Raw genomic sequence first — 25,642 nt, forward strand, 5'->3', positions numbered from 1 at the left:
CGACGAAAGTCTCAAGTGGTCAGCGGCGCCGGACCCGGGTGGCTCCCTGGTGCGTCGGCGACACGTGACGCCGTACTTACGCGGAACCGGCCGGTACCGCCACGGCGTCGCGATCTGGCGCGAGCGGGTCGGTGACCGTGCCGGACTCCTCGTCGAGCGGCCCCTGCGCCAGCCTGGTCACCGCTGCGGGGACCGGCGGCGCGAGGTCGGCCGTCGATTGGAGGCCGGACAGTACGTCGTCGGGCCGTACGGCAGGTGTCAGATGCCGCACAACCAGCCGCAGTATCGCACAGGCGCGATCCCGCGGCGCATCGGCACCCCGTTCCGTCGCGTCCTCGTCCACGACGTCCAGTCGTGTGACGGCGGCGCGGCAGTCGAAGGTGCGGATGCCGTTCTTGGTGTTGCGCTGTACTTCCACGGTGTCCGCGGCGAGGAACACCACGACCGCCCGCCGCGCCTCGTCGGGGTCGACCCCGTCGAGACGCACCTGCCAGACGGACGCCTCAAGCCGCTCGGCGAGTCCCGAGGTGTGGGCCTCGACCGACTCGACGACATCGAGCCCCGCGGGCAGCGACTCGTCGAGCACCAGCCGCAGCTTCTCCGGGTCACGGAACTGCGCCAGGGCGATCTCCAGATACTCCGCCTCACTGCCGACACCGGTGGGTGCGGCGTTGGCGTACGACACCTTGGGGTGCGGGGTGAAACCGGCCGAGTACGCCATGGGCACACCGGCGCGGCGCAGGGCCCGCTCGAAGGCACGCTGGAAGTCGCGGTGGCTGGTGAACCGGAGGCGGCCGCGCTTGGTGTAACGCAGGCGAATGCGCTGCACCACGGGTGCGGGCGGTGGGCCTTCGGGCTGTCGCTTGCCCAGTGTCGTTCAGTCCCTCGTCGTGCGGTCGGTACGGGTGATTGCGGGTCGTTACGTACAAGGTTACGCCGCGTCGCGCCGCGTGCGCACCGGCCCTGGTGGAGCCTGTGGAAAACTCCGCCGGCCGCCCGTACCGCCCCCGCTCACCCGCCCGCGGCGCCGCCGTTCATCCGCCCGTACGACCGGCGCTCATCGGTCCGTATTTCCCGGCTGTTCCCGGCTGTTCCCGGTTTACTGGCCATTCCCCGCCGGTCACCGCACGGACGGCGGCTTGCGGCCGCCGCCCGAGCCGCCGAACAGGGCGACGCGCACCGCCCGCCGGGCCTCCCCCACCGCCTGCGCCGCCGGGCGCAGCACATTGATCCGGGCCCAGCGTCCGGCGGCGGCCATCACGCGACCGGCCCACCGTCCGGCGGCGGCCGCCGCGTGGAAGAAGGGCACGGCGGCGCGGCGCCAGACGAAGGCCACCGGGACCGCGACCAGCACCCGGAAGAGCCAGGCCAGTCCGCGTCCGACGGCCCTCGACACATAGGCGGCGACCCGCCAGGCGTGCCACAGCGCGGTCCCGATCTCCCGGGCGACCGGTACGACGATCCGCCGCCAGACGAACACCAGCGGAGTCACCACCAGCGCCAGCAGCAGCCACCGCAGTCCGCGTCCGAGCGGCAGGAGGACGTACCGCCACAGCGCCACCACCGGCCACACCAGCGCGAACCGCACGAGGAGGACCAGGACGATCCCGATCGCCTTCCCCACTGGTACGACAATCCGCTGCCAGAGGAACGCCAGGGGCAGGAAGACCACCAGCGGCAGCAGCCAGGCCAGGCCCCGCCCGATCGGCGCGAGGACGTACCGCCACAGGACGGCCATCGGCCCTACGAGTCCGTAGCGGGCCAGGAAGGCGACGGCGGCTGTGAATCCGTCGATGACCGGCACCAGGACCGACCGGCACAGCCACACCAGCGGTACGACGATCAGCAGCCGCCCGAGCGGCGCGAGCACCCGCCGCCACAGCGCCACGGCCAGGCGTACGAGGGCGATCAGCGGCGGCGCGAGGACGTAACGCCACAGCGCGCGCAGCGCCACGCTCAGGGCGCGGCCCACCGCGCACAGCGCGTCCCAGGCCAGGCGCAGCGGCAGGACGACGATCAGCGCGAGGACGCGGATCGGTATCCGGATGGCGACGACCAGGCAGCCTTCGCCCTCGCCGGTCGCCGGCGGCCCCCCATAAGTCATGCCCTGAACTTAGCCGAGCGCAGTCGGCACCCAGTAGCGGAGCTTGTCGCCGCGCTGGTCCTCGTACCGTCCGCCGCACGCCTCGATCACCTTGCGGGAGGCCGTGTTGGCGGTGTCGCAGGTGATCAGCGCCGGGTCGACGCCGAGCGCGGCGGTGTACGGGAGGGTGGCGCGCAGCATCGCGGTGGCGTGCCCGCGGCGGCGCGCCGAGGCGCGGACGTCGTAGCCGATGTGGCCGCCGTAGTCGCGCAGGAAGTCGTTGAGCCGGTGGCGTACGGCGATCCGGCCGAGGTATTCGTCGCCCTCGACCCACCAGTAGTTGGAGCACGGCACGTAGCCCGGCGGGCGCGGTGCCTCCTCCCGCGAGGAGGCGAGCAGGCCGGCGACGTAGCGCGCGAAGACCTCCGGGTCGCGCCAGCCCGGCGCCCACGTCCGCAGATCGCTGCCCACCATCGAGTTGTCGGCGGTCGATCCGCGCCCCTCGGCGAGGAATTCGTCCATGGCGGCCAGGAACGAGGCGTGCACCCGTATGTCGGGCGTGATGAGCTGCGGCATCACCTCAGTCTGCCCACCGGTTCCGGACGGAACCAGCGCTTTTCTGCGCCCCCGGCCCGCCCCCGCCGCGGCCCGCCTCGCCCTCGGCCGCACACCCCGCCGCGACCTCCGTCCATACGGAAACCGGCGCCGGCCGCGCCCCCGCTTCCGGCACCGCCCCGCCCCCGCCGTGTCCCCACCCCGCCCGGCCACCCCACTGTCGGAAACTCGCCCGTCGCGTGGAAACCGTTGACAAGCAGTTGCCACGATCGCACCATGTGACTCGCAAAAAGTTGGTCAATGCTCTCTCAATTATTAGCAACTGTCTGCAACTTCGCAGCAGGAGCCCGACCTGTTCAGCGCGACCCCCCACGCTCTCGTTCCGGCAGAACAGAGGACCCATGAAACGCAAGCAGCTCAGCCGACGGCTGATCACCGGCTTCGTCACAGCCGGTCTGATCGCCGTCGGGCTCCTGCCGCTGTCCGCCGCCTCCGCGGCCGACCGCTCCGACCTCGCCCTCGGCAAGTCCGTCTCGGCGAGCGGAGCCGTCGGCGGCTACCCCGCCTCCGCGGTCAACGACGGCAACCAGGCGACGTACTGGGAAAGCACCAACAACGCCTTCCCGCAGTGGCTCCAGATCGACCTCGGCACCAGCGCCGGCGTCGACGAGGTGGTGCTGAAGCTGCCCACCTCGTGGGAGGCGCGCACCGAGGCCATCGCCGTGCAGGGCAGCACCGACGGCGCCAGTTTCAGCACCCTGTCCGCGGCGCAGGGACGGCTGTTCAGCCCGTCCTCGGCCAACACCGTCACCATCGACTTCACTTCGGCGGCCGTCCGGTACGTACGGCTGAACATCACCGGGAACACCGGCTGGCCCGCCGCCCAGATCTCCTCGTTCGAGATCCACGGCACGCAGGGGCAGGACCCCGGCGGCACGGGCGGCGGCACCGGCGGCACCGGCGGAACGGGCGGCACGGGCGGCGACCCCGGTGACGGCACCGGCACCGACCTGGCCCGCGGCAAGGCGATCGAGGGCTCCTCGTCGACCTTCACCTTCGTCGCGGCCAACGCCAACGACGGCAACGTCGGCAGCTACTGGGAGTCCAGCGGCTTCCCGTCGACGCTGACCGTGAAGCTCGGCGCCGACGCCGACCTCACCTCGGTCGTGGTCAAGCTCAACCCCGACTCGGCCTGGGGACCCAGAACGCAGAACATCCAGGTGCTCGGCCGGGGCCAGGGCGCCGCCGCCTTCACCTCGCTCAAGGCCCGCGCCGACTACTCCTTCAGCCCGTCGGCCAACCAGAACTCCGTACGGATACCCGTCAGCGGACGCGCCGCCGACCTCCAGCTGGCCTTCTCCAGCAACAGCGGGGCGCCCGGCGGCCAGGTCGCCGAGCTCCAGGTCATCGGCACCCCCGCGCCCAACCCCGATCTGACCGTCACCGCGCTGTCGTGGACCCCCACCTCGCCCGTGGAGACCGACCCGGTCCGGGTGAACGCGACCGTGCGCAACATCGGCACCGCCGCCTCGCCCGCGACCACGGTGAACGTCAGCGTCGGCGGGATCGTGGCGGGCAGCGCCGCCGTGGGTGCCCTCGCCCCCGGCGCCTCCACCACCGTCGGCGTCGACGTCGGCAAGCGGGCGATGGGCAGCTACCGGGTCAGCGCCGTGGTGGACCCGACCGACACCGTCATCGAGCAGGACAACGACAACAACGGCTTCACCGCCACCGCGCAACTGGTCGTCGCCCAGGCCCCTGGCCCCGACCTCCAGGTGCTCGACATCGGATCGAGCCCGGCGAACCCGGCGGTCGGCTCGGCGGTGTCGTTCACCGTCTCGGTGCACAACCGCGGCACCACCGCCGCCGGCGCGACCGTCACCCGCCTCACCGTGGGCGGCACCACGCTCGACACCGACACCCCGTCGGTCGCGGCCGGCGCCACGACCGTGGTGAACGTCCGCGGCACCTGGACCGCCGTCAGCGGCGGAGCCACCCTGACCGCCACCGCCGACGCGACCGGGCTCGTCGCCGAGACCGACGAGACCAACAACGCGTTCTCCCGCTCGATCGTGGTCGGGCGCGGCGCCGCGGTGCCGTACGTCGAGTACGAGGCCGAGGACGGCAGGTACAACGGCACCCTGCTCCAGGCCGACGCGCTGCGCACCTTCGGCCACACGAACTTCGCCACCGAGTCCTCGGGCCGCAAGTCCGTACGGCTCAACAGCACCGGCCAGTACGTCGAGTTCACCTCCACCAACCCGACGAACTCGATCGTGGTGCGCAACTCCATCCCCGACGCGCCGGGCGGCGGCGGCATCGACGCCACCATCAGCCTCTACGCCAACAACACCTTCGTCCGCAAGCTCACCCTGTCCTCGAAGCACAGCTGGCTGTACGGCAACACCGACGGCCCCGAGGCGCTGACGAACTCCCCGCAGGGCGACGCGCGCCGGCTGTTCGACGAGACCAGCGCGCTGCTGTCGAGCACCTACCCGGCCGGCACCACGTTCCGGCTCCAGCGCGACTCGGACGACTCCGCCTCCTTCTACATCATCGACCTGGTCGACCTGGAGCAGGTGGCCCCGCCCAAGGCCAAGCCGGCCGAGTGCACCTCGATCACGGCGTACGGCGCGGTGCCGGACGACGGCATCGACGACACCGACGCCATCCAGCGTGCGGTCACGGACGACCAGAACGGCGTGATCAGCTGCGTGTGGATCCCGCCGGGCCAGTGGCGGCAGGAGAAGAAGATCCTCACCGCCGACCCGCTGCACCGCGGGCAGTACAACCAGGTGGGCATCAGCAACGTCACGATTCGCGGCGCGGGCATGTGGTACTCGCAGCTCTACACCCTGACCGAGCCGCAGAACGCCGTGGGCAGCATCAACCACCCGCACGAGGGCAACTTCGGCTTCGACATCGACAACAACACCCAGATCTCGGACATCGCCATCTTCGGCTCCGGCCGGATCCGCGGCGGTGACGGCAACGCCGAGGGCGGTGTCGGCCTCAACGGCCGGTTCGGCAAGAACACCAAGATCAGCAATGTGTGGATCGAGCACGCCAACGTGGGTGTCTGGGTCGGCCGCGACTACGACAACATCCCCGATCTGTGGGGGCCGGCCGACGGCCTGGAGTTCAGCGGGATGCGCATCCGCGACACCTACGCCGACGGCATCAACTTCACCAACGGCACGCGCAACTCCCGGGTGTTCAACTCGTCCTTCCGCACCACGGGCGACGACTCCCTGGCCGTGTGGGCCAACCGGTACGTCAAGGACCCGTCGGTCGACATCGGCCACGACAACCACTTCGTCAACAACACCGTTCAGCTGCCCTGGCGGGCCAACGGCATCGCGATCTACGGCGGTTACGGCAACACGGTCGAGAACAACCTGATCTACGACACGATGAACTACCCGGGCATCATGCTGGCGACCGACCACGACCCGCTGCCCTTCTCCGGGCAGACGCTGGTCGCCAACAACGGCCTCTACCGCACGGGCGGCGCCTTCTGGGGCGAGGCGCAGAAGTTCGGCGCCATCACGCTCTTCGCGTCGACCCGTGACATCACCGGTGTCACCATCCGGGACACCGACATCCACGACTCGACCTACGACGGCATCCAGTTCAAGAACGGCGGCGGCAGCACACCCGGCGTCGCGATCACCAATGTCACGATCGACAAGTCCAACAACGGGGCCGGCATCCGGGCCCAGGGCGGCGCCCGTGGCAGCTCGACGCTGACGAATGTGACGGTCACCAATTCGGCGGAGGGCAGTGTCGTGATCGAGCCGGGCTCCGGCTTCACCGTCACCGGCACTCCCCACTCCTGACCCCGCCCTGACGCGGGGACATCTGTCCCCGCGTCAGGCCACGGGCAGAACCCCGCCGTCGGCGCACCCGGGTGCGCCGACGGCGGCGCCCGTCAGCGCGCCGGACCGGCGCCCGGGCCGGTGACCGTCAGCGGGAGGAGCTTCTTGCCGGTGGGGCCGATCTGGATGTCCAGGTCGAGCTGCGGGCAGACGCCGCAGTCGAAGCACGGGGTCCAGCGGCAGTCGTCGACCTCGGTCTCGTCGAGGGCGTCCTGCCAGTCCTCCCACAGCCAGTCCTTGTCCAGGCCCGAGTCGAGGTGGTCCCACGGCAGCACCTCCTCGACGGTCCGCTCGCGGGTGGTGTACCAGGCCAGGTCGACGCCCTGCGCCGGCAGTTCCGTCTCGGCGGCCCGCATCCAGCGGTCGTACGAGAAGTGCTCGCGCCAGCCGTCGAAGCGGCCGCCGTCCTCGTACACCGCGCGGATGACCGCGCCGACCCGGCGGTCGCCGCGCGAGAGCAGGCCCTCGATGATGCCGGGCTTGCCGTCGTGGTAGCGGAAACCGATGTTGCGGGCGTACTTGCGGTCGCCGCGGATCGCGTCGCGCAGCTTCTCCAGCCGGGCGTCGGTCTCCTCGACGCCGAGCTGCGGCGCCCACTGGAAGGGCGTGTGCGGCTTGGGCACGAAGCCGCCGATGGAGACCGTGCAGCGGATGTCGTTCTGCCCGGTGACCTCACGGCCCTTCTGGATGACCCGCTTGGCCATCTCCGCGATCTGCAGCACGTCCTCGTCGGTCTCGGTCGGCAGCCCGCACATGAAGTACAGCTTCACCTGCCGCCAGCCGTTGCCGTAGGCCGTGGCGACCGTGCGGATCAGGTCCTCTTCTGTGACCATCTTGTTGATGACCTTGCGGATGCGCTCGGAGCCGCCCTCGGGGGCGAAGGTCAGTCCGGAGCGGCGGCCGTTGCGGGTCAGCTCATTGGCCAGGTCGATGTTGAAGGCGTCCACCCGGGTGGACGGCAGCGACAGACCGATCTTGTCGTCCTCGTAGCGGTCGGCGAGGCCCTTGGCGACCTCGGCGATCTCGGTGTGGTCGGCCGAGGAGAGCGACAGCAGGCCGACCTCCTCGAAGCCGGTCGCCTTGAGGCCCTTCTCGACCATCTCGCCGATGCCGGTGATCGACCGCTCGCGCACCGGCCGGGTGATCATGCCCGCCTGGCAGAAGCGGCAGCCGCGGGTGCAGCCGCGGAAGATCTCCACGGACATCCGCTCGTGCACGGTCTCCGCGAGCGGCACCAGCGGCTGCTTGGGGTACGGCCACTCGTCGAGGTCCATCACGGTGTGCTTGGACACCCGCCACGGCACACCCGACCGGTTGGGGACGACCCGGGCGATCCGGCCGTCGGCCAGATACTCCACGTCGTAGAAGCGCGGGACGTACACCCCGCCGGTCCTGGCCAGCCGCAGCAGGATCTCGTCACGGCCGCCGGGCCTGCCCTCGGCCTTCCAGGCACGGACGACCTCGGTGATCTCCAGGACGGCCTGCTCGCCGTCGCCGATGACCGCCGCGTCGATGAAGTCCGAGATCGGCTCGGGGTTGAAGGCCGCGTGCCCGCCGGCCAGCACGATCGGGTCGTCCAGGGTGCGGTCGGCCGCCCGCAGCGGGATACCCGACAGATCGAGCGCGGTGAGCATATTGGTGTAGCCCAGCTCGGTGGAGAAGCTCAGGCCGAAGAGGTCGAAGGCGCGCACCGGCCGGTGGGCGTCGACCGTGAACTGCGGCACACCGTGCTCGCGCATCAGCGCTTCCAGGTCCGGCCAGACGCTGTACGTGCGCTCGGCGAGCACCCGCTCGCGCTCGTTGAGCACCTCGTAGAGGATCATCACGCCCTGGTTGGGCAGCCCGACCTCGTACGCGTCGGGGTACATGAGCGCCCAGCGCACATCGGTGGCGTCCCATTCCTTGACGGTGGAGTTCAGCTCCCCGCCGACGTACTGGATCGGCTTCTGTACGTGCGGGAGCAGCGCTTCCAGGCGCGGGAAGACCGACTCGACAGGCATCTCGGCGACTCTCATGAGCTGGCGGGGCGAACCCCGGCGGACGGCCGGGGCGAGGATGACCCTCAAGGTTACCCGAGCCGCGGGGTCCTCCCCCGCCGCCGACCGGCCCCGCGGGCGTCATCAGGCCCGGACGACCTCGTCCCACACCCCGGGCAGCCGCTCCTCGGTGCCCGCGGCCAGCGCGTGTTCCCGGCGGGCGATCGCGTCGTAGGGCGCCGGGTCCTCGCCCGCGGCCAGGGCGTCCGCGCGCAGCCGGGACAGCTCGGCGCGGCACATCACGCTGTCCTGGTGCTCGCCGAGCAGCTGCTGCACGGCTTTCACCCGTGCGGTGTACCCGGCCGCCCACTCGCCGAGCACGGGCCGTACGGCCTCCGCGGAGTAACGGGCGCGCTTGGCGGCCTTGCGGGCCTCGTGCAGGGCGATGTCCCGCGCGGCGCCCGGCGGCAGGACGAGCGCGGCCCCGATCCGGCGGCGCAGCCGCTTGCGGTCCCGCCGTACGGTCGCCCCGGCGGCCCCGTCGGCGGGCGCGGCGGCGCCGGGGAGGTACGGGGGCGCGGCGAGCAGCGCTTCGAGGGCGGCTGCCAGGGCGGCGCGGCGCTCGCCGTCGAGCACGCGGACCACCTCGGCCTGGGCGTCGTCGTGGGAGACGGCGGGGGCGCGGAGCCGCCGGCGGGCGGCCTCGGTGGCCCGGGCGGGGTCGAGTTCGGCCAGCCGCAGGTCGAGACGGGCGGCGAGGACTTCCCGGTCGCGGGCGGCGCCGAGTACCGCCGCGAGCCACTTGAGTTCGGCGGCGAGCGGGTCGGTGGCGGCGCGGTCGAGTTCGCGGCGGAAGCTCTTGAGCGCGCTGCGCGCCCGGCGGGTGGCGACCCGCATCCGGTGCACGGCGTCCTCCTCGGCCCGGCGCACGGCGGGGTCGAGGGCGTGGATCGCGTCGACCTGGGTCCGCAGATACGCGAGGGCGGTCTCCCCGGCCGTCCCGGGCTCCCCCGCGCGGCGCGTCCCGCCCTCGGTGCCGGCCCCACCGTCAGCGGACGCGGCGGCCTCGCCCGGGGCCGTATCCCCGATCCTGTCGCCGCGCCGCTGCCCCATGCCCGCAGTGAAGCGCGCGAATCGGGGCGGGGCAATGACCGTGAGGTCCGCCCCGCCCCGATTCCCTCAGCCGGAGGCGGTCACGCCGACATCGGCCGCTGCATCCGCACGGACTGGAGCAGCCCTATGGCGATGCAGTTGGCGAACATCGACGAACCGCCGTAGGACACAAAGGGTAGGGGGATACCCGTCACCGGCATGATGCCGAGCGTCATGCCCACGTTCTCGAAGGACTGGAAGCCGAACCAGGCGACCACCCCGGCGGCCACGATCGTGCCGTACAGATCCGTGGCGCTGCGGGCGATGGAGCAGGCCCGCCAGAGGATGACACCGATCAGCGCGATGATCAGACCGGCGCCGACGAAGCCCAGTTCCTCGCCCGCGACGGAGAAGACGAAGTCGGTCTGCTGCTCGGGCACGAACTGGCCGCTGGTCTGGCTGCCGTGGAAGAGGCCCTTGCCGAGCAGCCCGCCCGAGCCGATGGCGATCCGCGCCTGGCTAGTGTTGTAGCCGACACCGGACGGGTCGAGCGCGGGGTTGGCGAAGGCCGCGAACCGGTCGATCTGGTACTTGTCGAGGATGCCGAGCTGCCAGACCAGGACCGCGCCGGTGATGCCCGAGACGATCAGGCCGAAGACCCACCGGTTGGACGCGCCGGACGCCAGCAGCACCCCGAGCACGATCGCGCCGAGCACCATCACCGAACCGAGGTCCGGCATCATCAGGATGATCAGCACGGGCAGCCCGGCGATGGCCAGCGACTGGAGCACCGTACGGTGGTCGGGGTGCTCCTTGTCGCCCGCGTCCACCCGGGCGGAGAGCACCATGGCCATGCCGATGATGATCGCGACCTTGACGAACTCCGAGGGCTGGAGCGAGAAGCCGCCGCCGATCACGATCCACGCGTGCGCGCCGTTGACGGTCGAGCCCAGCGGACTGAGGACGGCGAGAATGCCGAGGATCGACAGCGCGTAGAAGAACGGCACGACGCTGCGCATCCGGTGGTGCCCTATCGCCATGGCGCCCACCGCGAGCCCCAGGCCGATACCGGCGTTCATCAGATGGCGCATCAGGAAGTAGTACTGGTCGCCATGGGTGAGGTAGGTGCGGTTACGGGTCGCCGAGTACACCAGCAGGGTGCCGATCGCGCACAGCGCCAGCACCGCCAGCAGCATCAGCCAGTCCACCCGGCGTACCACCGAGTCGCGGGCGAACATCTTGCCCAGCGTGGACCGTTCCGGGGTGAACCGCCGGACCGAGTAGCTCTGCACGCTCATGACGAGTACTTCCCGCCGTACAGCAGCTTCTCCGTGCGGGTCGGACTCAGCGCGGCCAACGCCGGCGTGGTGTCGTCCCCGGTACGCGGCCCGGTCGGACCGGCCACGGTGAAGGAGGCGGGCCGTACGTTGACGACGCCGCCGTCGGCCGAGATCTTCGGCAGCGTGGTGACCGGCTGCGGCATGATCCCCTTCTTCGGGTCGATCGTGCCGCTGTCCTTCGTGATGCCGTACATCGCCTCGTAGATCCGGCGGATCGCGGTACCGGAACCGCCGGAGCCGGTGCCGCCCTGGGAGATCGTCATGACGATCGTGTAGTCCTTGGTGTACGTGGTCAGCCAGGACGTGGTCTGCTTGCCCTCGACCTCCGCGGTACCGGTCTTGGCGTGCAGCTGGATCCGGTCCTGTGGCCAGCCGCCGAACTTCCAGTCGGCGGTGCCCTCGGTGATGACGCCCGCGGTGGCCTCGTTGATGTACTTGAGGGTGTTCGGCGTGTCGGGGAGCTTGCCCACGACCTTGGGCTTGATCGGGGTGACGGTCTTGCCGTCCGCGCTGATCACGGCCTTCCCTATGGTCGGCTGGTAGAGCGTGCCGCCGTTGGCGAGCGCCGCGTAGGCGCGGGCCATCTGGATCGGGGTGACCAGCGTGTCGCCCTGGCCGATCGCGTAGTTGACCGAGTCACCGGCGCGCAGCACATAGCCGTCGGTGCAGTTCTCGATGGCGATGGCGATGCCCAGCGGCGGGTTCGAGTCGTTCTTGTGCTTCTTCTTCGTCGCGCACCAGTCGGACCTGTTCGCGTCGAAGTAGTCCTTCTTCCACTTCCGGTCCGGGATCCGGCCGGTGACCTCGCCCGGCAGGTCGACACCGGTCTTGGCGCCGAGGCCGAACTGGTGGGCGGTCTTGTAGAACCAGTCCTTGGGGTGCTTGGGGTTGGTGCCGCCGTCCTTCTGCCACTGGTCGTACGAGATGCCGTAGAAGACGGTGTCGCAGGAGACCTCCAGGGCGCGGGCCAGGGAGATGTCGCCGAAGCTCTCGTTCTCGAAGTTCTTGAAGGTGCGGTCGCCGATGGTCACCGACTCCGTGCACGGGTACGAGCCGTTGATGGAGTAGCCCGCGTTGACCGCCGCCGAGGTGGAGACCACCTTGAAGGTCGAGCCGGGGGCGGACTGGCCCTGGATGGCCCGGTTCAGCAGCGGGTAGTTGGACTTGATGTCCGTGAGCGCCTTGTAGTCCTTCGCGGAGATGCCGCCGACCCAGGAGTTCGGGTCGTAGGTGGGGGCGCTGGCCATGGCGATGATCTGACCGGTCGTGTTGTCCATGACGACGGCCGCGCCCGAGTCCGCCTTGTAGTTCTGGTGCGTGACCGTGTCGTACGTGGCGCGGGCGTCCTTCATCGCCTGGAGGAGTTCCTTCTCGGTGACCGCCTGGACCTTGGAGTCGATGCTGGTCACCAGGTTGGCCCCGGGCTGCGCGGGGGTGTCGCCCGCCTTGCCGACGACCCGGCCGAGGTTGTCGACCTCGTAGCGGGTCACGCCCGCCTTGCCGCGCAGCTCGGAGTCGTAGGTGTGCTCAAGGCCCGAGCGGCCGATCTGGTCCGAGCGCAGCAGCGGCGTGGTGGTCTTCTCCGAGGCGGCCACCTCGTCGTCGGTGACCGGCCCCAGATAGCCCAGCACCTGAGCGGTGTTCGCCTTGTACGGCGCCGGGTAGCGGCGTACGGCGGTCGGCTCCGCGGTGACGCCGGGGAAGTCCTCGCGGCGCTCCATGATCTGCAGCGCCTGCTGGGTGGTGGCCGAGTCGGTGATCGGGATCGGCTGGTACGGCGAACCGTTCCAGCACGGGCGCGGGGTCTGCGCGTCGCACAGCCGCACCTTGTCCGTGACGTCCTGCGGCTCCATGCCGAGCACGGCCGCGAGCCTGGTCAGTACGGCCTTGCCGTCGTCGGGCTGCTTGAGCAGGTCGGTGCGGCTGGCGGAGACCACCAGCCGGGTCTCGTTGTCGGCGAGCGGCACACCGCGGTCGTCGAGGATCGCGCCCCGCACGGCGGGGGTGACGACCTGCTGGATGTGGTTGTTCGCGGCCTTCTGGTCGTACTCCTGGCCGTTGCGGATCTGTAGGAACCACAGGCGTCCGCCGAGGGTCAGCAGCATCGAGAAGATCAGCACCTGGAGGACGACCAGCCGGATGGTGACGCGGGTGGTCCGCCCGGTCTCCGGGATGTTGCTCATCGCCGGACCCCCTTGGGCATGGGCGACGCCTTGCCGGCCCGGCTGAACAGGCCGCCGCGCGAGGCGGAGACCCCGCTCCTGGCGCGCGGACGGGTGCCGCCGAAGCCGCTGAGCCCGCCGGCGGAGTCGTCCGCCAGCGGGTCGCGGTCGAAGCGTCTGGCCAGCGCCATCACCAGCGGGACGACGAAGGGCGCGAGCAGCAGGTCGTACACCGTGGCGGTGAACACCAGCTTGCCCAGGCCCACATGGGCGCCCGCGGTGTCGCCGACCAGGCTGCCGACGCCCGCGTAGAGCACCGTGGTGCCGATCGCCGCGCCGATGACGACCATCATCGGTCCGGCGGCGGTGCGGATCTGGCCGTTCTCGGGCTTGGCGAGGCCGGCCGCGTAGCCGATCACGCACAGCACGAGGGCGTAGCGGCCGACCGCGTGGTCGGCGGGCGGGGCGAGGTCGGCGAGCAGGCCGGCGAAGAAGCCGACCAGACAGCCGCCGACATGGCCGTAGACCAGGGCCAGCCCGAGCACCGTGAGCAGCAGCAGGTCGGGGACCGCGCCGGGCAGATGCAGTCGGGCCAGCACGCTGACCTGGACGACCATGGCGATGACCACCAGGACGGTGGAGAGCACGATCCGGTTGAGGCGCATGGTTCAGCCCCTGGTGGTGTTCGTCGGGGTGGGCTCGTCGGCCGGCAGAGCGCCGGTGTCGGTGTCCGAGGGGGTCGGGTTGTCGCCGGGCTTCACCGTGACCTTGCCCTTGGGCGCGGCGGTGTGCGGCGGGGCGGGCCGCGGCGGCAGCACGCTGTCACGCGGGTCGGTGCGCGGCCCGAGAACGACGACGCCCACTATGTCCAGCCGGGTGAAGCCGACGTACGGCTGCACCAGCACGGTCTTGGTGAGGTTGCCCGCGGACGGCTCGATACCGACGACCTTGCCGACCGGGACGCCCGCCACGAACGGCTTGCCGGCCTCCGAGCCGAAGGTGACCAGCCGGTCGCCCTTGTGCACGGCGGCCTTGCCGTTGAGCAGTTGGACCCGCATCGGCCGGTCGCCCTGGCCTCCGGCGAAGCCCAGCTCCATCGAGCCCTCCAGCCGGGTGCCGACCGTGAAGTCCGGGTCGTTGGCGAGCAGCACGGTGGCGGTGGACGGGCCGACGGTGGTGACCCGGCCGACCAGGCCGTCGCCGTTGATGACCGTCATGTCGCGGGTGATGCCGTCGTGGCTGCCCGCGTCGATGGTGACGGTCCAGGAGAAGCCCTGGGCCGCTCCTATGGCGATGACCTGGGCGCCCTTGACGGTGTACTGTCCCGCGCCCGCGGTCTTGAGCAGCTTGTCCAGCTCCTGGGACCGGTTGCGGGTGATGTCCTTGCTGCCGAGCTGCTGCTTGAGCGTCTCGTTCTCGCGCTGGAGGCGGCTGATGGTGGCGCTGCGGTCGCCCGAGTCGCGGATGGCGTCTATGGCGTTCCCGACCGGGTCGACCGCGCCGGCCACGGCCTTCTCGACCGGACCGAAGGCGGATTGGGCCGCCTGCCGCGGCCGGTCGAGCGGTGAGTTCTCACCGCCGCGGATGTCCATGGTGATCAGCGCGAACGCGACCACCACCAGCAGCACCAGCAGAAGCCGGCTCTCTCGTGTGTCCCTCACGGGCGCCAGTCCGTGCCTTCCTCATCGGACCCGCCGCCGCTGGGGCCGCGGCCGGTCGGAGCTACTGTGCCGGGGTGGTGTGCCGCATCATGCGCGCCGGGTCGTGCCTGACCGGTATGCCGGTCCGTCCACGCCCGTTCATCTGCGCGGGGCGGCGTCGAGGACCTGCTGCAGGGCCTCGAAGTCCTCGACGCACTTGCCGGCGCCGAGCGCCACGCAGTCGAGCGGGGACTCGGCGATGTGGATGGGCATGCCCGTCTCGTGCCGGAGCCGCTCGTCCAGACCGCGGAGCAGGGCGCCGCCGCCGGCCAGCACGATGCCGCGGTCCATGATGTCGCCGGAAAGCTCCGGCGGGCACTTGTCCAGGGTGGTCTTGACCGCGTCCACGATCGCGTTGACCGGTTCCTCAATGGCCTTGCGCACCTCGCCCGCGGAGATCACCACGGTCTTGGGCAGGCCGCTGACCAGGTCACGGCCGCGGATCTCGGTGTGTTCCTCCTGCTTCGGCTTCGGGTCGAACGCCGAGCCGATGGTGAGCTTGATCTGCTCGGCGGTGCGCTCGCCGAGCAGCAGGCTGTACTCCTTCTTGATGTGCTGGATGATCGCGTTGTCCAGCTCGTCGCCCGCGACCCGGATGGACTGCGCGGTGACGATGCCGCCGAGGCTGATGACCGCGACCTCGGTGGTGCCGCCGCCGATGTCCACCACCATGTTGCCGGTCGCCTCGTGCACCGGGAGCCCGGCGCCGATCGCGGCGGCCATCGGCTCCTCGATGATGTGCACGGTACGGGCGCCGGCCTGCGTGGCGGCCTCGATGACGGCGCGGCGCTCCACTCCGGTGATACCGGAGGGCACGCACACCACCACACGCGGCCGGACCATGTACCGGCGCCGGTGGATCTTGAGGATGAAGTAGCGCAGCATGCGCTCGGTGATCTCGAAGTCGGCGATGACGCCGTCCTTCAGCGGCCGGACGGCCACGATGTTGCCGGGAGTGCGGCCGATCATCTTCTTGGCCTCGGAGCCGACCGCGAGGATGCCACCGGTGTTGGTGTTGACCGCCACGACCGACGGCTCGTTCAGGACGATCCCGCGGCCCCTGACGTACACCAGCGTGTTGGCCGTCCCGAGGTCGACAGCCATGTCACGGCCGATGAACGACATGTTGTTCGCCATGTGGATACGTCTGGCCTTCCCGAGCTTGAGAGGAGGTTCCATCGTAGTCGCGCCGGACCGGACGCGGCGTCGGGGTTCCGACGCCATTGTCATCAGAACACACAGCGGACCTCAGTAATGGTGACGCCGTGTCGGAGTGTTTGGTTCCCCCGCGGCCCCCGGCACATACCGATGGCCGAAGGGTGTTACGCCAGACCGGGGAAGAAGATTTTGATCTCGCGCTCCGCGGACTCCTCGGAGTCGGAGGCGTGGATCAGATTCTCCCGCACGATCGTGCCGAAGTCCCCCCGAATGGACCCCGGCGCGGCGGCGATCGGGTCGGTCGGACCCGCCAGCGCGCGCAGACCCTCGACCACCCGCTCGCCCTCGACCACGAGCGCGACCGAGGGGCCCGACGCCATGAACTCCATCAACGGCTCGTAGAACGGCCGTCCGACATGCTCGGCGTAGTGCTGCTCCAGGGTGCCGCGGTCCAGGGTGCGCAGCTCCATCGCGCCGATCGTCCAGCCCGCTTTGCGTTCTATACGGCCGATGACCTCACCGACCAGGCCGCGGCGGACGGTGTCCGGCTTGAGAAGGACGAGGGTGCGCTGCGACACGGGGCGGCTCCTGGAAAAGATGACAAACGGGTGTGCGAAGAGCCTACAAGGCCGTGTGACGTGCGTGGCAGGTACATGGGCGCGGGCCCGACAGGCTTCAGGCGGCGGGCTGCGCCGCGTTCCGGGCCCGGATCTCGTCGACCTTGCGGCCGTAGTGGATCGAGGCCCACCACAGCGCGGCGAAGATGACGCCGAGGAAGAACATGGTACCGACCCAGAAGCCGCTCGCGATCAGTCCGATCTGGAGTGCCCAGCCGATCGTCAGCGCGCCCGGACGGGTGACCATGCCGCACAGCAGCACGCACAGCACCATGGCGACGCCGCACACCGTCCACACCGTGCCCGCCGTCAGGTCGGGGTGTTTCATCGCGACCAGCCCGGCGAAGCCGATGAGGAAGAACTCACCGATCAACGTGCTCGAACACAGCGTCCGCATGGCCAGGGCCCCTTCACTTGCGGCCCAGCAGCAGCCGGGCCTCTCCCACGGTGATGACCGAGCCGGTGACCAGCACCCCGGCCCCGGAGTACGCGCCCTCGTCCTCGGCCAGCGTAACGGCCGCCTCCAGGGCGTCGTCCAGCCTCGGTTCGACCTGCACCCGGTCCTCGCCGAACACCTCGACGGCGAGCGCGGCCAGCGCGTCCACGTCCATCGCGCGACGGGTGGAGTTACGGGTCACCACGACCTCGGAGAGCACCGGTTCGAACGCTTCGAGCAGCCCGCGCACGTCCTTGTCACCGCTCGGCCCGATCACACCCACCAGATGGGTGAAGTCGAAGACCTCGCTGACGGCGGCAGCGGTGACGAGCGCGCCCGCCGGGTTGTGGGCCGCGTCCAGCACCACGGTGGGGCTGCGGCGGACCACCTCCATCCGGCCGGGCGAGGTGACGGCCGCGAAGGCCGCGCGGACGGTGTCCACGTCCAGGGTGCGCTGATGCAGCCGGCCGATGCCGAAGAACGCCTCCACGGCCGCGAGCGCGACGGCCGCGTTGTGCGCCTGGTGCTCGCCGTGCAGCGGCAGGAAGATCTGCTCGTACTCGCCGCCCAGGCCGCGCAGGGTCAGCAGCTGCCCGCCGACGGCGATCTCGCGGTGCAGGACACCGAACTCCTCGCCCTCGCGGGCCACATCGGCCTCCACCTCGACCGCCCGCTTGAGCAGCACACGCGCCGCGTCGGCGGGCTGCTGGGCGAGGACCGCGGTGGCGTCCTTCTTGACGATCCCGGCCTTCTCCACGGCGATCTCGCCGGGGGTGCCGCCGAGCCGCTCGGTGTGGTCGAGCGAGATCGGGGTGACCACGGCGACCTGACCGTCCAGCACATTGGTGGCGTCCCAGCTGCCGCCCATGCCGACCTCGATCACCGCCACGTCGACGGGGGCGTCGGCGAAGGCCGCGTAGGCCATGCCGGTGAGGACCTCGAAGAACGACAGCCGGTGCGGCTGCGCGGCGTCCACCATGCCGATGTACGGCTGGAGGTCGCGGTAGGTCTCGATGAAGCGCTCGGCGCTGATCGGCCTGCCGTCCAGGCTGATCCGCTCGGTCACGGACTGCACATGGGGGCTGGTGTAGCGGCCGGTGCGCAGCTCGAAGGCGAGCAGCAGCCGCTCGATCATCCGGGCGGTGCTGGTCTTGCCGTTGGTGCCGGTGATGTGGATCGCGGGGTAGGCACGCTGGGGTTCGCCGAGGACGTCCATCAGGGCCGTCATACGGACGAGTGACGGATCGAGTTTGGTCTCGGGCCAGCGGCCGAGCAGTTCCTCCTCGACCGCGCGCAGTTCCCGGTCGACCTCGGGGTCCTGCGGCCGGGACGGTACGTCGTCCTCCGGGGCCGGCGGGGTGACCTGGGTGCGCAGCGTACGGCTGCCCGCCTCGATGACCGCCATGTCGGCCTCACGCGGTTCCGACTCACCCGGGGGCTCGTCGTCGAGGTCGTCGGGGGCGTCGTACGGCTCGTCGCTCGGGGGGTGCTCGCTCACCGGGCCAGTCTACGGAGCCGCGGGGGCGGGTCGGCACGGGCCCGCCGGGCCCGGAGTGCCAGGGGGTACGGGCGGTACGTCCGGGGTGCGGCGCGCGTCCCGGGCCCGGGTCCCCCGCGAGTACGGCGGCGGGCCAGGACCGAGTGGTCAGGGCCCGCCGCCGTGCGATACGGGCTCAGCTCTCGGGCAGCGCCGCGAGCTGGGCGGTGATACGGGCGATGTCGGACTCCGCGGTGGCCAGCCGGGCCCGGATCTTGGCGACGACCGGCTCGGGCGCCTTGCCGAGGAACGCCTCGTTGCCCAGCTTCTTCCCGGCGTCCGCCTTCTCCTTCTGCGCGGCGGCGAGGTCCTTGCCGAGCCGCTTGCGCTCGGCCGCGACATCGATCGTGCCCGACAGGTCGAGCGCGACCGTGGCGCCGCCCACCGGCAGCGTGGCGGTGGCGTGGAAGCCCTCGCCCGCGGGCTGGAGGCGCAGCAGCTGCCGGATGGCGTCCTCGTGCGGCGCGAGCAGTGTGCCGTCGACGGTGAGCAGCGCCGGGACCTTCTGGCCGGGCTGGAGGCCCTGGTCGGAGCGGAACCGGCGGACCTCGGTGACCACCCGCTGGACCTCGGCGATCTCCGCCTCGGCCGCCGCGTCGCGGAAGCCGCTGTCCCGGGGCCAGTCCGCGATCACCACGGACTCCTTGCCGGTCAGCGTGGTCCACAGCGTCTCGGTGACGAAGGGCACGATCGGGTGCAGCAGCCGCAGCGTGACGTCCAGCACCTCGCCCAGCACCCGGCCGGAGACCCGCGCGCCCTCGCCGCCCTTGAAGAACGTGGTCTTCGACAGCTCGACGTACCAGTCGAAGACCTCGTCCCACGCGAAGTGGTAGAGCGCGTCGGAGAGCTTGGCGAACTGGTAGTCGTCGTAGAGCGCGTCGACCTCGGCAAGGACGGTGTTCAGCCGGGACAGGATCCAGCGGTCGGTCGCCGACTGCTCCTCGGGCGCGGGCAGCGGGCCCTCGACCGTGGCGCCGTTCATCAGCGCGAACCGGGTGGCGTTCCAGATCTTGTTCGCGAAGTTACGCGACGCCTGGACCCAGTCCTCGCCGATGGGCACGTCCGCGCCCGGGTTGGCGCCCCTGGCCAGGGTGAAGCGGACGGCGTCGGAGCCGTAGGCGTCCATCCAGTCCAGCGGGTCCACCGAGTTGGGGTTGGACTTCGACATCTTCTTGCCGAACTCGTCGCGGACCAGGCCGGTGAGCGCGATGGTGTGGAAGGGCGCGACGCCGTCCATGGCGTAGAGGCCGAACATCATCATCCGGGCGACCCAGAAGAAGATGATGTCGTGGCCGGTGAGCAGGACGTCGGTCGGGTAGAACTTCTCCAGGTCCGGGGTCTGTTCGGGCCAGCCCAGGGTGGAGAACGGCCACAGGGCCGAGGAGAACCAGGTGTCCAGGACGTCGGAGTCCTGGGTCCAGCCCTCGCCCGTCGGCGGCTGCTCGTGCGGTCCGACACAGATCTGCTCGCCGTTCGGCCCGTACCAGACCGGGATGCGGTGGCCCCACCACAACTGGCGCGAGATGCACCAGTCGTGCATGTTGTCGACCCAGTCGAAGTAGCGCTTCGACATCTCCGGCGGGTGGATGCTCACCCGGCCGTCGCGGACCGCGTCGCCGGACGCCTTCGCCAGCGGCTCGACCTTGACCCACCACTGGAGCGACAGCCGCGGCTCGATGGTGGTCTTGCAGCGCGAGCAGTGCCCGACGGAGTGGACGTACGGCCGCTTCTCCGCGACGATCCGGCCCTGCTCGCGCAGCGCCGCGACGATCGCCGAGCGCGCCTCGAACCGGTCGAGTCCCTGGAAGGGGCCGGGCACGGTGATGACCGCGCGCTCGTCCATGATCGTCAGAGACTCCAGGCCGTGCCGCTGGCCGATCGCGAAGTCGTTCGGGTCGTGCGCGGGCGTCACCTTGACCGCGCCCGTGCCGAACTCCGGGTCGACATGGGTGTCCGCGACCACCGGGATCGTACGGTCGGTGAGCGGCAGCTTGATCCGCTTGCCGATCAGATGCGCGTACCGCTCGTCGTCGGGGTGGACGGCGACCGCGGTGTCGCCGAGCATCGTCTCGACCCGGGTGGTCGCGACGACGACCGTCTCGTCGCCCTCTCCGTACTTGAGCGAGACCAGCTCGCCCTCGTCGTCCTGGTACTCGACCTCGATGTCGGAGATGGCCGTCATACAGCGCGGACACCAGTTGATGATCCGCTCGGCGCGGTAGATCAGCTCGTCGTCGTAGAGCTTCTTGAAGATGGTCTGGACGGCCTGGGACAGGCCCTCGTCCATGGTGAAGCGCTCACGGGACCAGTCGACGCCGTCGCCGAGGCGGCGCATCTGGCCGAGGATACGGCCGCCGTACTCCTCTTTCCACTGCCAGACCCGCTCGACGAACGCCTCGCGCCCGATGTCCTGCCGGGCCCGGCCCTCCTCGGCGAGCTGCTGCTCGACCTTGTTCTGGGTGGCGATGCCGGCGTGGTCCATGCCGGGCAGCCACAGCGACTCGAAGCCCTGCATGCGCTTGCGGCGGGTGAGCGCGTCCATCAGCGTGTGCTGGAAGGCGTGCCCGAGGTGCAGGCTGCCCGTGACGTTCGGCGGCGGGATGACGATGGTGTACGGCGGCTTCTCGCTCTTGGCGTCGGCCTCGAAGTAGCCGCGCTCCACCCAGCGCTCGTACAGCGCCCCCTCTACCTCGGCCGGCGCGTACTGGGTCGGCAGTTCGGGGGTGCTGTTCGGCCCTCGGTCGGGGCGCTGCTGAGTGTTGTCGGTCACGCAGCCGATTCTACGGGGGCGGCGGCACTGCTCCCGCCGGTTGTCCACAGGCCGCCGGCCCGGTCCCGGGCGGCCCTCGGACCGGGACCGGCTGTTACCAAGTGGTTGCCGCCCTGAGGTAAAGAAGCGGTAGGGCGGACGAGAGGATGGGCGGACTCGTTAACGGAGGGGACGAAGCCCATGAGTTACAACCAGCCGCCACCGAACCCGTACGGGGAGCAACCCCAGGGCGGCGGCTACGGCCAGCCGCAGCAGGGCGGTTACGGCCAGCCCCAGCCGCCGCAGCAGGGGGGCTACGGCCAGCCCCAGCCGGGCGGTTACGGCCAACCGCAGGCCCCGCAGCCCGGATACGGCCCACCGCAGGCCCCGGCGCCCGGTTACGGCTACCCACAGCAGGGTCCGCCCCCGCAGCAGCCCTACGGGCAGCCGAACCCGTACGGGCAGGTGCCCCCGCAGCAGCCGCCGTACGGCCAGCAGCCCGACTACGGCTATCCGCAGCCGCCGGCTCCGCAGCGCGGCGGGGGCAAGCGCACCGGGATCATCATCGGTGTCGTGGTCGTCCTGGTCGCGGTCGGCGCCGGTGTCTTCCTCCTCGCCAGGAGCGACGGCGACGGGGGTTCGGTCGCCAACGACGGCAAGAAATACAAGCTGACCACGCCCGCCGTCGTCGCCACGGACTACAAGAAGAGCGACACCTCCGCCGACGACGACGGCTTCGACGACTCGGACCTCGGCAAGCTCAAGGCGCTGGGCATGACCGACCCGCAGCGGGTCACCGCCGCCTACCAGAGCGGCAACCAGCTCACCGGCAAGATGCTGGAGTTCAGCGGTGTGTGGGGCACGGTCAAGGACCCGGAGAAGGTCGTCGACGGCATGTTCTCCGAGCTGTCCAAGCAGGCCACCAAGGAGGGCACCGACAGCGACGGCAACACGACCGAACTCGTGGGCAGCGCGCAGAAGGTCAAGCCCGCCGGGCTCGACGACGCCGTCATGGAGTGCCAGAGCGTCAAGTACACCGAGAAGTCCTCGGGCACGTCCTTCACGATGCCGATCTGCATGTGGGCCGACTACAGCACCGTCGGCTACACGGTCCCGATCGACCTCACGGCGATCGTCTCCGGGGGCGGCGGCCTGTCGATCGACGCCGCCGCCGAGCTGACCGCCAAGGTCCGCACCGACACGCGCGTCGAGATCAAGTAGCGCCGCACACGCATGGAAAGGGGGCGCCCGGTCCTTCCCGGACCGGGCGCCCCCTTCGTGTGCCGACTGTGCCCGCGGGGGCTAGGCGCTCTTCTGCTCGCCCTTGCCGACGATCCGCGGCTCGCGCGGGACCAGCGTCGGGTTGACGTTGGAGTGCACGACCTCCGCGGTGATGACGACGCGGGCCACGTCCTGGCGGGACGGCACCTCGTACATCACCGACATCAGGACTTCCTCCATGATGGCCCGCAGACCGCGCGCGCCGGTCTGCCGCAGGATCGCCTGGTCGGCGATGGCCTCCAGCGCGCCGTGCTCGAACTCCAGCTCCACACCGTCGAGTTCGAAGAGCTTCTGATACTGCTTCACCAGCGCGTTGCGCGGTTCGAGCAGGATCTGCAGCAGCGCCTCGCGGTCCAGGTTGTGCACGCTGGTGATGACCGGGAGGCGGCCGATGAACTCGGGGATCATGCCGAACTTCACCAGGTCCTCCGGCATGATCTCGGAGAACTGGTCGGCCAGGTTCAGCTCGCGCTTGGAGCGGATGGTCGCGCCGAAGCCGATGCCCTTGGCGCCGGCCCTGGACTCGATGATCTTCTCCAGACCCGCGAAGGCGCCGCCCACGATGAACAGCACATTCGTGGTGTCGATCTGGATGAACTCCTGGTGCGGGTGCTTGCGGCCGCCCTGCGGCGGCACGGAGGCGGTGGTGCCCTCCAGGATCTTCAGCAGCGCCTGCTGCACGCCCTCGCCCGAGACATCACGGGTGATCGACGGATTCTCGCTCTTGCGGGCGACCTTGTCGATCTCGTCGATGTAGATGATCCCGGTCTCGGCCTTCTTGACGTCGTAGTCGGCCGCCTGGATCAGCTTGAGGAGGATGTTCTCCACGTCCTCGCCGACGTACCCGGCCTCGGTGAGCGCGGTGGCGTCGGCGATGGCGAAGGGCACATTGAGCATCCGGGCCAGGGTCTGGGCCAGCAGCGTCTTGCCGGAGCCGGTGGGGCCGAGCAGCAGGATGTTGGACTTGGCCAGCTCGATGGCGTCGTCGTGGCCCGCGCGGCCGCTCTCACCCGCCTGGACCCGCTTGTAGTGGTTGTAGACCGCCACCGACAGGGCCTTCTTCGCGGGCTCCTGGCCGACGACGTAGCTCTCCAGGAACTCGTAGATCTCCCGCGGCTTGGGCAGATCCTCCCAGCGCACCTCGGAGGACTCGGCAAGCTCCTCCTCGATGATCTCGTTGCAGAGGTCGATGCACTCGTCGCAGATGTACACACCGGGGCCTGCGATGAGCTTCTTCACCTGCTTCTGGCTCTTTCCGCAGAATGAGCACTTCAGCAGGTCTCCACCGTCACCGATGCGTGCCACGAGGTGTTTCCCCTTCGCCTGGGTTCCGCCGACCTTCAACGGAGCCTGGTGCTTCTCTCATCGACGGTACCTTGCCGTACCCCCCGTGTGGGCCCCCCTTGGACGTACTCGCTCACCGAGTCCGTACCGTGTCCGAGGGAGGCCGTTCGCGCGGGCGGACCGTCCGACTGCTGACGGACCCTTGCGGAGACCCTGCCGGACCTGTGGAACAGGGCTCAGTGGGGGATCTCGGAGGACACGGAAGTCTTGCGGGTGGACACGATCTGGTCGACCAGACCGTAGGCCAGCGACTCCTCGGCGGTGAGGATCTTGTCGCGCTCGATGTCGTCGCGGATCTGCTCGATCGGCGTGGTGGAGTGCTTGGCGAGCATCTCCTCCAGCTGCTGGCGCATCCGGATGATCTCGTTCGCCGCGATCTCCAGGTCGGAGACCTGACCGCGGCCGGTCTCGCTGTACGGCTGGTGGATCAGCACCCGCGCGTTCGGCAGGGCCATCCGCTTGCCGGGGCTGCCGGCGGCCAGCAGCACGGCCGCGGCGGAGGCCGCCTGGCCCATGCAGACCGTCTGGATGTCGGGCTTCACGAACTGCATGGTGTCGTAGATCGCCGTCAGCGCGGTGAAGGAGCCACCGGGGCTGTTGATGTAGACGGAGATGTCACGGTCGGGGTCCATCGACTCCAGGCACAGCAGCTGGGCCATGACGTCGTTGGCGGAGGCGTCGTCGATCTGCACGCCGAGGAAGATCACCCGCTCCTCGAAGAGCTTCGCGTACGGGTCGTACTCGCGCACGCCCTGCGAGGTGCGCTCGACGAAGCGCGGGATGACATAGCGGGCCTCGGCGGAGAACACGCCGGGGCGCTCGGCCTCGGTGCGCTCGTACAGGCCGCTGCCGGGGAAGTTCAAGGGGTTCACGTCCACCGTCCTGGTGATGAAGAGCTTCGAGGGATCTGGGGGCTCGTCGGCCGGGGGCCGGCTTCCGGGGCCGGGCCCGCGGGCCCGGCCGGGCTCAGGCCGCCGGGCCGCCGGCGCCGGTGCCGCCGCCGCCCGGGACATGCGCGGCGGAGAGCATGACGCCGTCCAGCAGGCCGTACTCCTTGGCCTCCTCGGCGGAGAACCAGCGGTCGCGGTCGGAGTCCTTGGTGATCTGCTCGAAGGTCTGGCCGGAGTGCTGGGCGATCAGCTCGGCCATCCGGCGCTTGGTGTGCAGCAGCTGCTCGGCCTGGATCTTGATGTCGGTCGCGGAGCCGCCCAGGCCCGCGGAGGGCTGGTGCATCAGGATGCGGGTGTTCGGCAGCGCGAACCGCTTGCCGGGGGTGCCCGCGGTGAGCAGGAACTGGCCCATCGAGGCGGCCATGCCCATGGCGATGGTGACCACGTCGTTCTTGATGAACTGCATGGTGTCGTAGATCGCCATACCGGCGGTCACGGAGCCGCCGGGGCTGTTGATGTAGAGGAAGATGTCCTTGTCCGGTTCCGCGGCAAGGAGGAGCAGCTGCGCGGTGATCTTGTTGGCGATGTCATCGTCGACAGCCTGGCCGAGGAAGATGATTCGCTCGCCGAGCAGTCGGTTGTAGACCTGGTCGCCGAGGCCACCGAAGGTCGGCTCGCCGGCGGCGGAAGGCATCGGAGTAGTCACGTATCCACCTGCTCGTTGTCGGACGGCGGACAGGCCGTCACAGGGTCTTCGTCAGGGCCGGGGACGGCCACTGGCTGCCGCGCCCCCGCCCTCCTACTAACGGACCCTAACGCGCAGGTGGGGCCCGGCAATCCCCTA

At 70.3% G+C, this 25,642-nt stretch carries 19 protein-coding genes; 2 read left to right on the top strand and 17 right to left on the bottom strand.

Features of this window, described 5'->3' with window-relative positions; all coding sequences use genetic code 11:
• Window positions 1–76: 76 nt before the first annotated feature.
• The 3 genes from OHA30_RS10440 to OHA30_RS10450 all read right to left on the bottom strand — a co-directional run bounded on the left by OHA30_RS10440 (window position 77) and on the right by OHA30_RS10450 (window position 2,659).
• Window positions 77–829, bottom strand: a complete 753-nt coding sequence (locus OHA30_RS10440) for a TIGR03936 family radical SAM-associated protein (RefSeq protein WP_328917807.1) — start codon at window positions 827–829, stop codon at window positions 77–79.
• A gap of 291 nt (window positions 830–1,120) precedes the next feature.
• Window positions 1,121–2,104 carry a hypothetical protein gene (locus OHA30_RS10445; RefSeq protein ID WP_328913541.1) on the bottom strand — a complete coding sequence of 328 codons (984 nt, stop codon included), beginning with the start codon at window positions 2,102–2,104 and terminating at the stop codon, window positions 1,121–1,123.
• A gap of 9 nt (window positions 2,105–2,113) precedes the next feature.
• Window positions 2,114–2,659, bottom strand: coding sequence for a GNAT family N-acetyltransferase (locus OHA30_RS10450; protein WP_328913542.1), 546 nt, complete (start codon window positions 2,657–2,659; stop codon window positions 2,114–2,116).
• A 380-nt stretch (window positions 2,660–3,039) separates the two neighbouring features.
• Between OHA30_RS10450 and OHA30_RS10455 the strand changes: the two genes are divergently transcribed.
• Entirely contained in the window at window positions 3,040–6,477 is a 3,438-nt protein-coding gene (locus OHA30_RS10455) for a CARDB domain-containing protein (protein ID WP_328913543.1), read from the top strand.
• A 92-nt stretch (window positions 6,478–6,569) separates the two neighbouring features.
• Here OHA30_RS10455 and OHA30_RS10460 read toward each other — a convergent pair whose 3' ends face one another.
• The 11 genes from OHA30_RS10460 to OHA30_RS10510 form a co-directional block, all read right to left on the bottom strand.
• Window positions 6,570–8,516, bottom strand: a complete 1,947-nt coding sequence (locus OHA30_RS10460) for a TIGR03960 family B12-binding radical SAM protein (protein WP_328913544.1) — start codon at window positions 8,514–8,516, stop codon at window positions 6,570–6,572.
• A gap of 120 nt (window positions 8,517–8,636) precedes the next feature.
• Window positions 8,637–9,605 carry a CHAD domain-containing protein gene (locus OHA30_RS10465; RefSeq protein ID WP_328913545.1) on the bottom strand — a complete coding sequence of 323 codons (969 nt, stop codon included), beginning with the start codon at window positions 9,603–9,605 and terminating at the stop codon, window positions 8,637–8,639.
• Between the two features lie 80 nt (window positions 9,606–9,685).
• The gene (rodA, locus tag OHA30_RS10470) at window positions 9,686–10,882 is read right to left on the bottom strand and encodes a rod shape-determining protein RodA (RefSeq protein WP_328913546.1); all 1,197 of its coding nucleotides are present in this window, start codon (window positions 10,880–10,882) and stop codon (window positions 9,686–9,688) included.
• Window positions 10,879–13,107, bottom strand: a complete 2,229-nt coding sequence (gene mrdA, locus OHA30_RS10475) for a penicillin-binding protein 2 (RefSeq protein WP_328913547.1) — start codon at window positions 13,105–13,107, stop codon at window positions 10,879–10,881. The genes rodA and mrdA overlap by 4 nt, the downstream gene beginning before the upstream one ends.
• Entirely contained in the window at window positions 13,104–13,751 is a 648-nt protein-coding gene (gene mreD, locus OHA30_RS10480; RefSeq protein ID WP_328913548.1) for a rod shape-determining protein MreD, read from the bottom strand. The genes mrdA and mreD overlap by 4 nt, the downstream gene beginning before the upstream one ends.
• A gap of 3 nt (window positions 13,752–13,754) precedes the next feature.
• Window positions 13,755–14,747, bottom strand: a complete 993-nt coding sequence (mreC, locus tag OHA30_RS10485; protein WP_328913549.1) for a rod shape-determining protein MreC — start codon at window positions 14,745–14,747, stop codon at window positions 13,755–13,757.
• A 138-nt stretch (window positions 14,748–14,885) separates the two neighbouring features.
• Window positions 14,886–15,911: a rod shape-determining protein gene (locus OHA30_RS10490; protein ID WP_328917808.1), complete on the bottom strand. Its 1,026-nt coding sequence runs from the start codon at window positions 15,909–15,911 to the stop codon at window positions 14,886–14,888.
• 197 nt (window positions 15,912–16,108) lie between these two features.
• Complete coding sequence (gene ndk / locus OHA30_RS10495; protein WP_328913550.1) at window positions 16,109–16,522, bottom strand: nucleoside-diphosphate kinase; 414 nt, start codon at window positions 16,520–16,522, stop codon at window positions 16,109–16,111.
• A 97-nt stretch (window positions 16,523–16,619) separates the two neighbouring features.
• The gene (locus OHA30_RS10500; RefSeq protein WP_328913551.1) at window positions 16,620–16,958 is read right to left on the bottom strand and encodes a DUF4233 domain-containing protein; all 339 of its coding nucleotides are present in this window, start codon (window positions 16,956–16,958) and stop codon (window positions 16,620–16,622) included.
• Between the two features lie 13 nt (window positions 16,959–16,971).
• Window positions 16,972–18,495: a bifunctional tetrahydrofolate synthase/dihydrofolate synthase gene (folC, locus tag OHA30_RS10505; protein WP_328913552.1), complete on the bottom strand. Its 1,524-nt coding sequence runs from the start codon at window positions 18,493–18,495 to the stop codon at window positions 16,972–16,974.
• 175 nt (window positions 18,496–18,670) lie between these two features.
• Window positions 18,671–21,304, bottom strand: coding sequence for a valine--tRNA ligase (locus OHA30_RS10510; RefSeq protein ID WP_328913553.1), 2,634 nt, complete (start codon window positions 21,302–21,304; stop codon window positions 18,671–18,673).
• 180 nt (window positions 21,305–21,484) lie between these two features.
• Between OHA30_RS10510 and OHA30_RS10515 the strand changes: the two genes are divergently transcribed.
• A complete protein-coding gene (locus OHA30_RS10515) occupies window positions 21,485–22,504 on the top strand; it encodes a hypothetical protein (RefSeq protein ID WP_328913554.1) in 1,020 nt (339 codons plus the stop codon).
• An 81-nt stretch (window positions 22,505–22,585) separates the two neighbouring features.
• On the opposite strand, the gene clpX is transcribed toward OHA30_RS10515, so the two are convergent.
• From clpX to OHA30_RS10530, 3 genes are all read right to left on the bottom strand, one after another.
• On the bottom strand, window positions 22,586–23,869 hold the full coding sequence (gene clpX, locus OHA30_RS10520; protein ID WP_328913555.1) for an ATP-dependent Clp protease ATP-binding subunit ClpX: 1,284 nt from the start codon (window positions 23,867–23,869) through the stop codon (window positions 22,586–22,588).
• A gap of 215 nt (window positions 23,870–24,084) precedes the next feature.
• Entirely contained in the window at window positions 24,085–24,780 is a 696-nt protein-coding gene (locus tag OHA30_RS10525) for an ATP-dependent Clp protease proteolytic subunit (protein ID WP_405785626.1), read from the bottom strand.
• A gap of 94 nt (window positions 24,781–24,874) precedes the next feature.
• Window positions 24,875–25,492 (bottom strand): ATP-dependent Clp protease proteolytic subunit, encoded by a 618-nt coding sequence (locus OHA30_RS10530; RefSeq protein ID WP_328917810.1) that lies wholly within the window; start codon window positions 25,490–25,492, stop codon window positions 24,875–24,877.
• Window positions 25,493–25,642 lie beyond the last annotated feature (150 nt).

It is taken from the genome of Streptomyces sp. NBC_00223 (genome assembly GCF_036199905.1).
Lineage (GTDB): Bacteria > Actinomycetota > Actinomycetes > Streptomycetales > Streptomycetaceae > Actinacidiphila.